The sequence below is a fragment of the Paraburkholderia sp. A3BS-1L genome (assembly GCF_051125215.1).
Lineage (GTDB): Bacteria > Pseudomonadota > Gammaproteobacteria > Burkholderiales > Burkholderiaceae > Paraburkholderia.
On record NZ_CP120442.1, the window covers coordinates 1,407,665 to 1,421,671 of the forward strand.

The 14,007-nt window shown below is 63.5% G+C and carries 13 protein-coding genes; 12 read left to right on the forward strand and 1 reads right to left on the reverse strand.

From position 1 onward, the window contains the following. From P5W99_RS06350 to P5W99_RS06370, 5 genes are all read left to right on the forward strand, one after another. A complete protein-coding gene (locus P5W99_RS06350) occupies positions 1-1,203 on the forward strand; it encodes a tryptophan--tRNA ligase (protein WP_421023731.1) in 1,203 nt (400 codons plus the stop codon). A gap of 12 nt (positions 1,204-1,215) precedes the next feature. Further along, positions 1,216-1,911, forward strand: coding sequence for a class I SAM-dependent methyltransferase (locus P5W99_RS06355; protein WP_434662240.1), 696 nt, complete (start codon positions 1,216-1,218; stop codon positions 1,909-1,911). A 44-nt stretch (positions 1,912-1,955) separates the two neighbouring features. After that, on the forward strand, positions 1,956-2,861 hold the full coding sequence (gene dapA, locus P5W99_RS06360) for a 4-hydroxy-tetrahydrodipicolinate synthase (RefSeq protein ID WP_421043932.1): 906 nt from the start codon (positions 1,956-1,958) through the stop codon (positions 2,859-2,861). 102 nt (positions 2,862-2,963) lie between these two features. After that, positions 2,964-4,103, forward strand: coding sequence for an outer membrane protein assembly factor BamC (bamC, locus tag P5W99_RS06365; RefSeq protein ID WP_421023734.1), 1,140 nt, complete (start codon positions 2,964-2,966; stop codon positions 4,101-4,103). A gap of 7 nt (positions 4,104-4,110) precedes the next feature. Then, complete coding sequence (locus P5W99_RS06370) at positions 4,111-4,884, forward strand: MBL fold metallo-hydrolase (RefSeq protein WP_421079372.1); 774 nt, start codon at positions 4,111-4,113, stop codon at positions 4,882-4,884. A 122-nt stretch (positions 4,885-5,006) separates the two neighbouring features. On the opposite strand, the gene P5W99_RS06375 is transcribed toward P5W99_RS06370, so the two are convergent. After that, positions 5,007-5,705 carry a Bax inhibitor-1/YccA family protein gene (locus P5W99_RS06375; protein ID WP_421079373.1) on the reverse strand — a complete coding sequence of 233 codons (699 nt, stop codon included), beginning with the start codon at positions 5,703-5,705 and terminating at the stop codon, positions 5,007-5,009. A gap of 321 nt (positions 5,706-6,026) precedes the next feature. Here P5W99_RS06375 and ndk point away from each other — a divergent pair, with 321 nt between their 5' ends. The 7 genes from ndk (at position 6,027) to bamB (ending at position 13,915) form a co-directional block, all read left to right on the forward strand. Beyond that, complete coding sequence (gene ndk, locus P5W99_RS06380) at positions 6,027-6,452, forward strand: nucleoside-diphosphate kinase (protein ID WP_028216912.1); 426 nt, start codon at positions 6,027-6,029, stop codon at positions 6,450-6,452. 128 nt (positions 6,453-6,580) lie between these two features. Next, positions 6,581-7,735, forward strand: a complete 1,155-nt coding sequence (gene rlmN / locus P5W99_RS06385) for a 23S rRNA (adenine(2503)-C(2))-methyltransferase RlmN (RefSeq protein ID WP_421023737.1) — start codon at positions 6,581-6,583, stop codon at positions 7,733-7,735. Between the two features lie 249 nt (positions 7,736-7,984). Then, on the forward strand, positions 7,985-9,112 hold the full coding sequence (locus P5W99_RS06390; RefSeq protein ID WP_421079374.1) for a helix-turn-helix domain-containing protein: 1,128 nt from the start codon (positions 7,985-7,987) through the stop codon (positions 9,110-9,112). Positions 9,113-9,227: 115 nt separating this feature from the next. Continuing rightward, entirely contained in the window at positions 9,228-10,535 is a 1,308-nt protein-coding gene (gene ispG / locus P5W99_RS06395) for a flavodoxin-dependent (E)-4-hydroxy-3-methylbut-2-enyl-diphosphate synthase (RefSeq protein WP_421023739.1), read from the forward strand. A gap of 82 nt (positions 10,536-10,617) precedes the next feature. Continuing rightward, positions 10,618-11,955 carry a histidine--tRNA ligase gene (gene hisS, locus P5W99_RS06400; protein WP_421079375.1) on the forward strand — a complete coding sequence of 446 codons (1,338 nt, stop codon included), beginning with the start codon at positions 10,618-10,620 and terminating at the stop codon, positions 11,953-11,955. 119 nt (positions 11,956-12,074) lie between these two features. Further along, positions 12,075-12,704 (forward strand): tetratricopeptide repeat protein, encoded by a 630-nt coding sequence (locus P5W99_RS06405; protein ID WP_421023741.1) that lies wholly within the window; start codon positions 12,075-12,077, stop codon positions 12,702-12,704. 65 nt (positions 12,705-12,769) lie between these two features. After that, positions 12,770-13,915 (forward strand): outer membrane protein assembly factor BamB, encoded by a 1,146-nt coding sequence (gene bamB, locus P5W99_RS06410; RefSeq protein WP_421079376.1) that lies wholly within the window; start codon positions 12,770-12,772, stop codon positions 13,913-13,915. Positions 13,916-14,007: the final 92 nt, after the last annotated feature.

Here is a 14,007-nt window from a genome sequence, read left to right on the forward strand (position 1 = left end):
ATGTTCCCTGACCGTATCTTCTCCGGCATGCGGCCCACCGGGTCGCTGCACCTCGGCCACTATCACGGCGTGCTGAAAAACTGGGTGCGGCTTCAGTCCGAGTACCCGTGTTTCTTCTGCGTGGTCGACTGGCATGCGCTCACGACGCACTATGAAACGCCCGAGGTCATCGAGAAAAACGTGTGGGACGTGCTGATCGACTGGCTGGCTTCCGGCATCGATCCGAACCAGTCGACGCTGTTCATCCAGAGCCGCGTGCCCGAGCACGCGGAGCTCGCGCTGCTGCTCGGCATGAGCACGCCGCTGTCCTGGCTCGAGCGCGTGCCGACGTACAAGGAGCAGATCGAGAAGCTGCGCGACAAGGATCTCGGCACCTACGGCTTCCTCGGCTATCCCGTGCTGATGGCCGCCGACATCCTGCTGTACCGTGCCTCGCTCGTGCCGGTGGGCGAGGACCAGGTGCCGCACGTCGAAATGGCGCGCGAAATGGCGCGGCGCTTCAACTACATGTACGGCCGCGAACCGGGTTTCGAGGACAAGGCCAACGAAGCCGCGAAGAAGCTCGGCGGCAAGCGCTCGAAGCTCTATCATGAATTGCGCAATGCCTGGCAGCAGGAAGGCAACGAAGAGTCGCTCGAACAGGCGCGCGCGCTGCTGTCCGAGTCGCAGAGCCTCTCGATGAGCGATCGCGAACGCCTGTTCGGCTATCTCGAAGGCGAGCGCAAGATCATCCTGCCGGAGCCGCAGGTGCTGCTGACCGAGGCGTCGCGCATGCCGGGCCTCGACGGCCAGAAAATGTCGAAGTCGTACGGCAATACGATCGGCCTGCGCGAAGACGCCGAGTCGATCACGAAGAAGGTCCGCACCATGCCGACCGACCCCGCTCGCGTGCGCCGCACCGATCCGGGCGATCCGGACAAGTGCCCGGTGTGGCAGCTGCATCAGGTCTACACCGATGCGCAGACCCACGACTGGGTGCAGAAGGGCTGCCGTTCGGCGGGCATTGGTTGTATCGAGTGCAAGCAGCCGGTGATCGAAGGCATCCTGCGCGAGCAGCAGCCGATGCTCGAGCGCGCCCAGAAGTACATGGACGATCCGTCGCTGTTGCGCGCGATCGTCGCTGATGGTTGCGACAAGGCGCGCAAGTTCGCCAACGAGACCATGCGCGACGTGCGTGAGGCAATGGGCCTCTCGTATAACTAAGAGCCGATTGCGATGACGCTCGCTTCTGGCGGCAGCGCGCCGCTGGCACCCCCGGGGCAGGCCCATGGGGGACTGTCCGAGCCCTCGGGCTGGGTGCGCCAGTGGGCGCACCTGATCGCGCCGGGCGGCTCGGTGCTCGACGTCGCCTCGGGCGGGGGGCGTCATGCGCGCTGGCTCGCGGTCCGCGGACATTCCGTGGTGGCGCTTGACCGCGACGCCGCGGCGCTCGCGACGATGCGCGGCGTGGCAGGCATCGCCACGCTCGAGTGCGACCTCGAAGGCGCGCCCTGGCCGCTGCCAGCCGGCGCGCGTTTCGCGGCCATCGTCGTGACGAATTATCTGCATCGTCCGCTCATGCCGTGTCTCATCGACGCACTCGCGCCGGGCGGCGTGCTGATCTACGAAACCTTCGCGCAAGGCAACGAGACGGTCGGCAAACCTTCGAATCCGGCATTCCTGCTGGCGCCGGGCGAGTTGCTGGCGGTTTGCTCGCGCACGCTGCGTGTGATCGCTTATCAGGACGGATTTCTCCCACAACCCCGTGAGGCGTTTGTTCAACGCATTTGCGCTGTGCGTGAGACGCGCGCGGCGCACCCCCCGGCGGTGGAAAACCTTGCCAGTCCAAACGAGGCGGATACAGTCGAAAGAACCGGTAATGGCGCAGCGACTCAGGTACTACCCCTGGTTCGTTACGATCTGACCGGCTAATCCGCTACAATCGCGGTTTAACGTACTCATTTTTTTGAAGTTTCATGGCTAACGGAACTCAGGACGGCATCACGTTGCGCGGCAGCATTCCCGCGATCGTCACTCCCATGCACGAAGACGGCAGCCTCGATCTGCCGGCGTTTCGCAAACTGATCGACTGGCACGTGGAAGAGGGGACGGATGCCATCGTCGTTGTCGGCACGAGCGGCGAGTCCGCCACGCTCGACGTCGAAGAGCACATCCTGATGGTCAAGACGGCGGTTGAGCATACTGCCGGCCGCTTGCCGATCATCGCCGGCGCTGGCGGCAATTCCACGGCTGAGGCGATCGAGCTCACGAAGCTTGCCAGGGATGTCGGCGCGCAAGCGTCGCTCCAGGTCGTGCCTTACTACAACAAGCCGACCCAGGAGGGCATGTACCGCCATTTCGCGAAGATCGCGGAAGCGGTGGACCTGCCGGTGCTGCTATACAACGTGCCGGGCCGCACGGTCGCGGACATGTCGAACGAGACGATCCTGCGCCTCGCACAGGTGCCGGGCATCGTCGGCGTGAAGGAAGCCACGGGCAACATTGACCGCGCCGCGCATCTCATCAAGCATGCGCCGGAAGGCTTCATGATCTTCAGCGGCGACGATCCCACCGCGATCGCGCTCATGCTGCTCGGCGGCCACGGCAATATTTCGGTGACCGCGAACGTCGCGCCGCGCCAGATGAGCGAGCTGTGCCGCGCCGCGCTCGAAGGCGACGCGAAGACTGCACGAGCGATCCATCTGAAGCTGCTGTCGCTGCACAAGAATCTGTTCATCGAATCGAACCCGATTCCGGTGAAGTGGGCGCTGCAGGAGCTCGGCCGCATCGAAGGCGGCATCCGTCTGCCGCTCACGCCGCTCGACGAGCGCTACCACGACGTGGTGCGCACCGCGCTGCGCGAAGCGGGTCTGATCGGCTAACCGGCTCGGGTTCTTTCCAGCCGAAAACGCCGTATTTTCAACTGACGCCGCCACGAATTCCGGCAGGTCAAGGCTTAGCGTTACCGTATTACGAAGGTCCACATGAAACGTTCCGTTCTTTCTCTCCACGCCACCCGTATGGCGGTGCTGGCGCTCGCACTCGGCTCGCTCGCGGGCTGCGAGTCGCTGAACGATATGTTCGCGTCGGATCGCGTCAACTATAAGGACACGCCAAGCGCGCCGGCACTGGCGGTGCCGCAGGATCTGTCCACGGTGCCGAGCGACCAGAAGTATGTCGCGCCGCCGCCCACCGTGGCGCTCGGCGGCGCAGCGCAGCGCACTGTCACGAGCGCGGGCAATGCCACGCTCGGCGTGCCGAATGCGCAGGATCCGCTCGGCATGCACGTCGAGCGTGACGGTGACCGCCGCTGGCTCGTGATCGACGGCCGCACGCCCGACGACGTCTGGCCGCAACTGCAGGAATTCTGGACCGACAACGGCTTCACGCTCACGACCGATTCGCCGGCCACGGGCATCATGACGACGGACTGGGCCGAAAACCGCGCCAATATTCCGGACGACTGGTTCCGTCGCACCATCGGCCGTGTGGTCGACTTCGCCTATTCGTCGGGTACGCGCGACAAGTTCCGTACGCTGGTCACGCGCGGCGCAAACGGCCAGACCGACATTTCGATCACGCACAGCGCGATGGAAGAAGTGCTGACCGGTCAGGACAAGACCTCGTCGAGATGGGTGGAGCGTCCGCGCGATCCGGCCCTCGAAGCCGCATTCCTCGCGAAGGTCATGCAGAAGTTCGGCTTGAACGATGCGCAGTCCAAGCAGCTGCTGACCGATGCGCGTCCGTCGTCCGCGGCGGCCAAGGTCGCGTCCGGTTCGGACGGGGCCACGCTCGATCTGCCCGAGGCATTCGACACTGCGTGGTTGCGTGTGGGTCTCGCGCTCGATCGGACCAATTTCACGGTCGACAATCGCGATCGCGCGAAGGGCATCTACTACGTGCGCTACGCGGACTCCATGCAGGAGCTCAAGGGTGACGGCCTGCTCGGCAAGTTGTTCTACAACCCCAAGAAGGCCGCAAAGAATCAGGGGCCCGAGTATATGATCTCGGTGCGCTCGAACGGCAATTCGACCCAGGTCGCGGTGCTCTCCGCGAACGGCCAGGTGGATACGTCGGCGGATGCGCAGCGCATCGTGACGGCGCTTCATTCCCAGTTGAACTGATCCCGCCGTGCGCTTTGCAAGCCTCGGCAGCGGTAGCGAGGGCAATGCACTGGTCGTGGAAGCGGGCTGCGGCGCGACGCCCACGCGCGTGCTGCTGGACTGCGGATTCTCAGCGAAGGAAGTCGAGCGGCGGCTAGCCCGAGCGGGCCTGGCTGCCGATACGCTGAGTGCGATTCTCATCACCCACGAGCATAGCGATCACATCGGCAGCGCGCTGACTTTGGCGCGCCGCTGGTCGATTCCGCTCTACATGAGTTGGGGCACGGCGCAGGCAGTCGGCGCCGACGATGCCGGCCTCGAGCTCAACGTTCTCTGGAGCGATGGGGTGGTCGAAATCGGCGAGCTAGGCGTGCTGCCGTACACCGTGCCGCACGATGCGCGCGAACCGCTGCAGTTCGTCTTCAATGATGGTGCGAATCGGCTCGGGGTGTTGACCGACGTTGGCGAGTCGACGCCGCACATCCACGCAGTGCTGAGCGGCTGCGACGCGCTCGTGCTCGAATGCAACCACGATCCGGAGATGCTCGCGGCGAGCCGTTATCCAGCGTCGCTCAAGGCGCGCATTGGTGGCTCCCACGGCCACCTGAACAATGAGTCCGCGGGCGGCATTCTCGCGGCGCTCGATCGATCGAAGCTGCGCCATCTGGTTGCGGCGCACCTGAGCCAGCAGAACAACACACCTGAACTCGCGCGCGCCGCCATGGCGGCCGTGCTGGGCAATGCGGCCACCGAAATCGGGGTTGCGACGCAAGGCGAAGGCTTCGACTGGCTCGCTCTCTGAACTCTGGTCTCAAGCTGTCCAAGGCCCAAGGCGAATATTCGCGGACGAAAAAAAGCCCATGATGCGAATCATGGGCTTTTTGCTTGCGCACGAGGGCCGGAACGGAGCCGACCCCGCGCGGTTCAGTTACGGTTACCGCCGAAAATGCCGAGGATCGCGAGCAAATTCGTGAACACGTTGTAGAGATCCAGATAGATCGCGAGCGTGGCCGTGATGTAGTTGGTCTCGCCGCCGTTCACGACGCGCTGCACGTCAAACAGCATATAGGCCGAGAAGATCACGATGGCCAGCACGGACACCGTGAGCATCAGCGCCGGCAGGTGCAGGAACATGTTCGCGATGCCGGCGAGCAGGATCACGATTACGCCCATGAACAGCCACTTGCCGAGGCCCGAGAAATCGCGCTTGCTGACAGTCGCGATGGTGGCCATGGCTGCGAAGATCACGCCGGTGCCGCCGAACGCGAGCATGATGAGCGACGCGCCGTTGGACATGCCGAGGATGAACGACAGCAGCCGCGAGAGCATCAGGCCCATGAAGAACGTGAAGCCCAGCAACACGAACACGCCGAGCGAACTGTTCTTGGTGCGCTCGATGGCGAAGATGAAGCCGAATGCGATTGCGAGGAACGCGAGCAGGCTCATCGTGGGGCTGGTGGCGGCGAACAGCGAGAAACCCGTGTAGACGCCCAGCCACGCGCCGAACACCGTCGGCACCATCGACAGCGCGAGCAGCCAGTAGGTGTTGCGCAGTACGCGGTTGCGGGTCTCGGCGGAGACAACGGTGCCGCCGCGGCCGAAGTTGTAGGGATACTCGTTCATGCTTTCTCCTTGCGTGAGAGGCGTGGCAGGCGGCGTGCGACAGTTGCGCGATCCGCTCACTCTTAAGATATGCGTGGTGTCCCGGAGTTTCAACGGGGGCTGCATGCAGTTCTTCTACGGTAGATTTGCGGCCGTAGTTTTGTTACATCGGGAGCGTAGCCTCCCATGCTTAATTGGCGCTGAAAGGTCGGCCTGGGCGGCTTTTGCGCCGGCTGGGCCTCGCCCACTAACCTAACGGGGTTCAATCGCAATCATACATGGGAACATGCTACAATTGCGGATTCATTTGAATCTGTAACCTCTTAATTTTCTGGAGTTTTTATGGCGCTCGAACGCACCCTGTCGATTATCAAGCCGGACGCAGTGGCAAAGAACGTGATCGGCCAGATCTACAGCCGCTTCGAAAACGCTGGTCTGAAGATCGTTGCCTCGCGCATGGTCCACCTCTCGCGCGCCGACGCTGAGAAGTTCTATGCTGTTCATGCCGAGCGTCCGTTCTTCAAGGACCTCGTCGAGTTCATGATCTCGGGCCCGGTGCAGATCCAGGTCCTGGAAGGTGAGAACGCAATTCTGAAGAACCGCGACCTGATGGGCGCGACCGATCCGAAGAAGGCGGAAAAGGGCACGATCCGCGCCGACTTCGCGGACAGCATCGACGCCAACGCAGTTCACGGCTCGGACGCTGTTGAAACGGCGCGCGTCGAAATCGCGTTCTTCTTCCCCGAAGTCAACGTTTACTCGCGCTAAGCAACCAAGGCGCGATAGCAGTTCAAGCAGCATAGGGTCGCGAACGGCGATGTCGTTCACTGTCCGGTGCCGGGTTCTCTCGAATCCGGCGGTGAACGCGCTCTCGCACTGAAATGGCAGGATTCGACATGACGAGCAGTTCCACCGTCAACCTTCTCGATCTCGACGCTCAAGGGCTGGTCGCATATTGCGAGAGCCTGGGCGAGAAGCCGTTTCGCGCCAAACAGCTTCAGCGCTGGATTCATCAATACAATGCCGCCGACTTCGACGGCATGACGGATCTGGCCAAATCGCTGCGCGAGAAGCTCAAAGGGCGCGCCTCGATCGGCATGCCCGGTATTATTTCCGACAACGTTTCCTCCGACGGCACGCGCAAGTGGCTCGTGGACGTCGGCAACGGCAACGCGGTCGAGACCGTGTTCATCCCCGAAGAAACGCGCGGCACGCTGTGCGTGTCGTCACAAGCGGGATGTGCGGTGAATTGCCGTTTTTGCTCCACCGGCAAGCAGGGGTTCTCACGTAATCTCACCACTGCCGAGATCATCGGCCAATTGCGCATGGCGGAGTTCGCCCTGCGCGCCTCGCTTCTGGGCGAGGCAGGCGGCCGTGCGACCGGCGGTGAGGGCAAGGGTGAACGCGTCATCACCAACGTCGTGATGATGGGCATGGGCGAGCCGCTCCTGAATTACGATGCGGTCGTGCCCGCGATGCGCCTGATGCTCGACGACAACGCTTACGGCCTGTCGCGTCGGCGCGTTACGCTTTCGACCTCGGGCGTCGTGCCCATGATGGACCGCCTTGGCGCCGACCTGCCGGTCGCGCTCGCGGTGTCGCTGCACGCGCCCAACGACGCGCTGCGCGACGAGCTTGTGCCGCTGAACCGCAAGTACCCGCTGCGCGAACTGATGGCCGCTTGCCAGCGCTACTTGAAGGTGGCGCCGCGCGACTTCATCACGTTCGAGTACTGCATGCTCGACGGCGTTAACGACACGGAAGAGCACGCACGACAGTTGCTCGCAGTAACGCGTGACGTGCCGTGCAAATTCAATCTGATCCCGTTCAATCCGTTCCCCGAGTCGGGCCTGCTGCGCTCGAAGCCGGATCAGATCAAGCGTTTCGCGCAGATTCTGATGGATGCGGGCGTTGTCACAACCGTGCGCAAGACGCGCGGCGACGACATCGACGCGGCCTGTGGCCAGCTCGCGGGCGAGGTCAAGGACCGGACGCGCCTCGCCGAGCGCAGTGCGCGAAAGGTAATCGACGTGCATCCGGTTCGACATTGAACGCAGTTGGCCGGGATAAGTCGGAAAAGGGTGATAGCGGGGCAGTAAGAGAACGCGAAAGGCAGTATCGACGCGGTTGCGCGGGGGATAACGCAACATAGCCGTCAAATTTTTACAAGAAACATTGCAGAAGCGATCGGATGCGGCACAGTTGCCGCGCATTTTGTTATAAACGGTCTGCGAATCGAGGCAGGGCGCGGCGCGCCCGCCGGTTCCGGGATAGAAAAGAATCGACGCAAGGACTTTGGGATGAGCGAGCCGCAGCACCCTTTCGGGACAGACGGAACAGAGACCAACGCAGGCTGTTCGGGATCCGACGGCTCGCCATCGCCGGTGCAGGCCGTGCCCGACACGCTGGCCTCAGTAGGCGCGCGTCTTGCGCAGTTGCGCACGGCAAAGGGCTGGTCGGTCGAGGATGTCTCGGCGCGTCTGAAAGTGGCGGTGCCGAAGCTGCGCGAGCTCGAGGCGGGCGATATCAGTCATTTGCCGGATGCGACGTTCGCGCTCGGCGTGGTGCGAGCCTACGCGAAACTGCTTGGCGCCGATCCCGCGCCGCTTACCCAAGCGCTGCGCCGCGAGCGCGGCGTGCCGCAGCCGGATCTGTCGATGCCCGCATCGGCGGGCGCGGATTTGCCGCGCGGCCGCGTCTCGCTTTCGCTGGGCGGCGGCGGACATGCGCCGCGTCGACGTGCATCGTGGCTATGGGGCCTCGCGCTCGTCGTGATCGCCGTGATCGGGATTTCGATGTGGCACACGAATAGCGGCGAATCGTCGGCATGGTTCGCGCGTCTGAAGTCGATGACGGGCGGCGCGACGAGTGCTGCGAGCAACGAATCGGGCGCTGCTTCGGCCACGGTGGCCGAGGGCTCGACGGCGGGCGCAGCGGTCGAGCAGGGTGCAGGCCAGGAGCGAGGTGGCGAGGCCGCGAACGCTGCCAATGCAACGAACACCCAGGCAGACGGTCAAGTTAGCGGTCAGGCGGCAGGCGCTCAAGGCGCAGCGAGCGCACCGCAGCCGGCCTCAGCCGCACCGGCAAGCGCCACGCCAGCCGCTACCCCCGCGCCGGCGAGCGCAGCGGCGGTAGCGGCAGCCGCACCGGAGCAAGCAGCTTCGGCGCCGGCGGCGCCCGGCACGTCTACGTTCGCGATTCGCGTGACGCAAGATTCCTGGGTCAGCGTGCGCCAGAAAGATGGTAAGGAGCTCTTCTCCGGGCTGATCCACGGCAACGATGGGCGTGAGATTTCCGGTGTCGAGCCGCTCAGGATCACGGTGGGCAACAAGGCCGGCATCGAGTCGATGACCATCGACGGCCAGCCGGTCGATGCATCGAAGTATGCGTCGGCGCGTGGCAATGTCGCGCGCTTCGTGCTGCCCTGATCAAGATATGACGTGCATCGCGGCCAGGTGACGGGCCGCGATGCTTTTTCAATTCGCGCTGCATCGCACTCGTCACGGGTGTCGTCGCGCGCGAGGTGTAAATGTGGGTTCTTCGATGCAAAGCGAAACGCTATCCCCGTCCAGCAACAGCCAGATATGTTCCAGCGAGCCTATCCTCGGCGGTCACGCGCCGCGCCGCAAGTCGCACGCGGTGCACGTGCGCTGGGGCGGCCAGTTGGTGACGATCGGCGGCGACGCGCCGGTGCGCGTGCAGTCGATGACCAATACCGATACCGCGGATGCGATCGGTACGGCTATCCAGATCAAGGAACTGGCGCAGGCCGGCTCTGAGCTCGTGCGCATCACGGTGAACACGCCGGAAGCCGCCGCGGCCGTGCCGCATGTTCGCGACCAGCTCGATCGCATGGGCGTGACGGTGCCGCTCGTCGGCGACTTCCACTACAACGGCCACTTGCTGCTGCGTGACTATCCGGCGTGCGCCGAGGCGCTCTCGAAGTACCGCATCAACCCGGGCAACGTTGGCCAGGGCGCCAAGCGCGACACGCAGTACGCGCAGATGATCGAAGCCGCCATCAAGTACGACAAGCCGGTGCGTATCGGCGTGAACTGGGGCAGCCTCGACCAGGATCTGCTCGCGCGCATGATGGACGAGAACGCGGCGCGCTCAACGCCGTGGGAAGCGCAGAGCGTGATGTACGAAGCGCTGATCCAGTCGGCCATTGGTTCGGCGGAGCGTGCTGTCGAACTCGGTCTCGGTCGTGACAAGATCATCCTGTCGTGCAAGGTCAGCGGCGTGCAGGACCTGATCGCCGTATACCAGCAACTCGCGAGGCGTTGCGATTTCGCGCTGCACCTCGGCTTGACCGAAGCGGGCATGGGCTCGAAGGGCATCGTCGCGTCGACGGCGGCGCTCTCGGTGCTGCTCCAGCAGGGTATCGGCGACACCATCCGCATCTCGCTGACGCCGGAGCCGGGTGCTCCGCGTACGGGCGAAGTCGTGGTCGGACAGGAAATTTTGCAGACCATGGGTCTGCGCTCGTTCACGCCGATGGTCATCGCCTGTCCGGGCTGCGGTCGCACGACCAGCACGTTGTTCCAGGAGCTTGCATCGCAGATCCAGAATTATCTGCGCGCGCAAATGCCGGTCTGGCGCGGTGAATATCCGGGCGTGGAGACGATGAACGTCGCCGTCATGGGCTGCATCGTGAACGGCCCGGGCGAGTCCAAGCACGCGAACATCGGCATCAGCCTGCCAGGCTCGGGTGAGAATCCCGCAGCGCCGGTCTTCGTCGACGGAGAGAAGGTCAAGACGCTGCGCGGCGAGCATATTGCCGAGGAATTCCAGCAGATCGTGAGCGACTACGTCGTGCGCAAGTACGGCAAGACCGAAGCGACGGCCTGAGCGCCGAGTTTTTCCGATATCGATTCCTGGCGCAACCGAATATCGCCCGAATTTCACTATTCGCAGGCACATACGCAACGCAATGACTGAACAGAAAAGAAAGCTCGAAAAACTGACCGGCGTGAAGGGCATGAACGACATCCTGCCGCAGGACGCAGGGTTGTGGGACTTCTTCGAAACGACCGTGAAGTCCATGCTCCGTTCGTACGGATACCAGAACATCCGCACGCCGATCGTCGAGCATACGCAGCTCTTTACGCGCGGTATCGGCGAAGTGACCGACATCGTCGAAAAGGAGATGTACAGCTTCACCGACGCGCTCAACGGCGAGAACCTCACGCTGCGCCCGGAAAACACGGCTGCGGTCGTGCGCGCGTCGATCGAGCACAATCTGCTCTACGACGGCCCGAAGCGTCTGTGGTACGTCGGCCCGATGTTTCGTCACGAGCGTCCGCAGCGCGGCCGTTATCGCCAGTTCCATCAGGTCGGCGTAGAAGCGCTCGGTTTCGCGGGCCCGGATGCGGACGCAGAAATCATTTTGATGTGTCAGCGTCTTTGGGACGACCTCGGCCTGACCGGCATCAAGCTGGAAATCAATTCGCTGGGTCTTGCCGAAGAGCGCGCCGCGCATCGCGTCGAGCTCATCAAGTATCTCGAGCAGCACGTCGATCTGCTCGACGAAGACGGCAAGCGCCGCTTGTATACGAACCCGCTGCGCGTGCTCGACACGAAGAACCCCGCGCTCCAGGAAATCGCAAACAATGCGCCGAAGCTGATCGACTTCCTCGGCGAGCACTCGCGCGCGCACTTCGACGGGCTACAACGTCTGCTCAAGGCGAACAACATTCCGTTCAAGATCAACCCGCGTCTCGTGCGTGGTCTCGATTACTACAATCTGACCGTGTTCGAGTGGGTTACGGACAAGCTCGGCGCGCAGGGCACGGTGGCAGCCGGCGGCCGCTACGATCCGCTGATCGAACAGCTCGGCGGCAAGCCGACGGCCGCGTGCGGCTGGGCAATGGGTGTCGAGCGCATTCTGGAATTGCTCAAGGAAGAAAACCTCGTGCCCGAAGAGGAAGGTTGCGACGTCTACGTTGTGCACCAGGGCGAGGCGGCACGCGAGCAGGCGTTCATCGTGGCCGAGCGGCTGCGTGACACGGGTCTCGATGTCATCCTTCACTGCAGCGCGGACGGTCAGTCGGCGAGCTTCAAGTCGCAGATGAAGCGTGCGGACGCAAGCGGAGCGGCGTTCGCCGTGGTGCTTGGCGAAGACGAAGTGGCCAGGGGCGAAGCGGGCGTGAAGGCGCTGCGCGGTGGCGCCGATGCGGCTCGCAGCGAGCAACAGACGGTAGCACTCGAAGACTTGACCGAATATCTAATCAATGCGATGGTTGCATCCGCCGAAGACGGCGACGATTGATAGGGCCACTTCGGGCAACTTCGGGGCGCGGGGTCTTCACGATCAGGATCGATGCATCCAGCCGGTGCCTGTGGCGCGCCCGGCAGTTGGCTCCAGAATAAACAAGGAATCGCTACGCGATGAGTTACCACGACGAACAGGAATCGATCGAGAGTTTCAAGGCATGGTGGGCGCAGTGGGGCAACGCCACTACGTGGATCGTGCTGATCGTTATGCTCGCGCTCGCCGCGTGGAACGGCTGGAACTTCTGGCAACGCCGCCAGGCCGCTGAGGCCGCGGTGTTGTACGACCAGGTGCAGCAGGCGACCGCTGGCAGTGACAAGGCCATGCTCACACGCATCGCGACTGACATGGAAGACCGCTTCGGCGGCACCGCGTACGCGCAGATGACCGCGCTGGGTGTGGCCAAATCGCTCTATATGGCGGGTGACACCGCGGGAGCGAAAGCTCAATTGCAGTGGGCGGCCGATCATGCGAAGGACGAGGAGTTCCGCCAGGTCGCGAAGATCCGTCTGGCTTCCGTCCTGCTCGACGAGAAGGCTTACGATCAGGGCCTTGCGCTGATTCCGCAACCGGATTCGGGACCGTTCAAGGGTATCGTCGCGGATGGCCGCGGCGACCTGCTCGCGGCAGCGGGCAAGCAGGATGAAGCGCGCGCGGCCTACAAGCTTGCGCTCGACACCCTGCCCAAGAGCGATGCCGCCGAACGCCAGTTGGTCCAGTTCAAGCTTGACGCGCTGGGTGGCTGAGCAAGCTGCGCGTGCCGCCCGTGAATATAAACGCTAAACCATTTCCATTCATGCTTCGTTCACCGATGAATTTGCTGAAACGAACCGTTGTACCTGTCGCCTGTGCGATGACCGTTCTCGCGCTGGCGGCTTGCTCGTCGACGAAAGATGAGCGTCGCGTACCGGTGCCGCTGACCGAGTTCAAGCCGGTGCTGGACGTCCAGCAGGTGTGGAAGGCGAGCGTCGGCAAGGCAGGCCGTTATCTGTTCTCGCCGGTCGCCGTGGGCGATGCGGTGTATGCTGCCGGCGAAAACGGTTCTGTCGCAAAGTTCGACGCGCAGACGGGCAAAGAAGTCTGGAGTACGAAGCTCAAGGACGATATCTCCGCAGGCGTTGGCAGCGATGGCAATCTCACGGCTGTCGGCGGTCTGAAGGGCAACGTCTACGTGCTCGACGCCCATGGCAAGCTCTCGTGGCAAGCCAAGGCGCCGGGCGAGATAATTTCGCCGCCGTTGGTCGGCAATGGTCTCGTGATCGTGCGCACCATCGACGGCCAGATCGTCGCGTTCAACGGCCAGACCGGTGAGCAGAAGTGGGTCTATCGCAACCGTGCGGTGCCGCTCAACCTGCGGGTCTCCGCCGGTATGACTTTCGCGGGCGAGCAGGCTGTGATCGCCGGCTTCCCGGGCGGCTCCTTCGCAGCGATCAACCTGCAAAGTGGCGATGCGTTCTGGGAAACGCCGGTGTCCTATCCGAAGGGTGTGACCGAAGTCGAGCGCATCAATGACGTGAGTGGTCCACCCACGCTCGTTGGCGCGACCACGTGCGCGGTCACGTTCCAGGGCCAGTTGGGCTGCTTCGACGCCAATTCCGGCCGTCCAATGTGGGAGAAGCCGTTCTCGAGCACGAGCGGAATCGCCCAGGGCGACACCGAGGTGGTCGGTGGCGACGACTGGTCGGTCGTGAAGGCATATAACGTCTCGACCGGCGAGCAGGTCTGGAGTACGGACAAGCTTAAGAACCGCGACGTCAGCGTGCCTGCCGTGCTCGGCCACGCAGTCGTGGTTGGCGACTACCAGGGTTACGTGCATTTTCTTTCGCTCGACGACGGCAGCTTCGTCTCGCGCGTGAAGACCGACGGCAGCCCGATCACCGCCGCGCCGGTGCTGGCTGGCAACACGCTCGTCGTGCAAACGAAGGACGGCGATCTGTACGGCCTGCGTCCGCGTTGACCGGACGGGGACGCCCAGCGCGTGCTGCCGGGTGTCGCATCGAGGGGCCGCGCCCGCAGGCAGCGGCCTCTTGTATTTTGTGCTTGCGCATT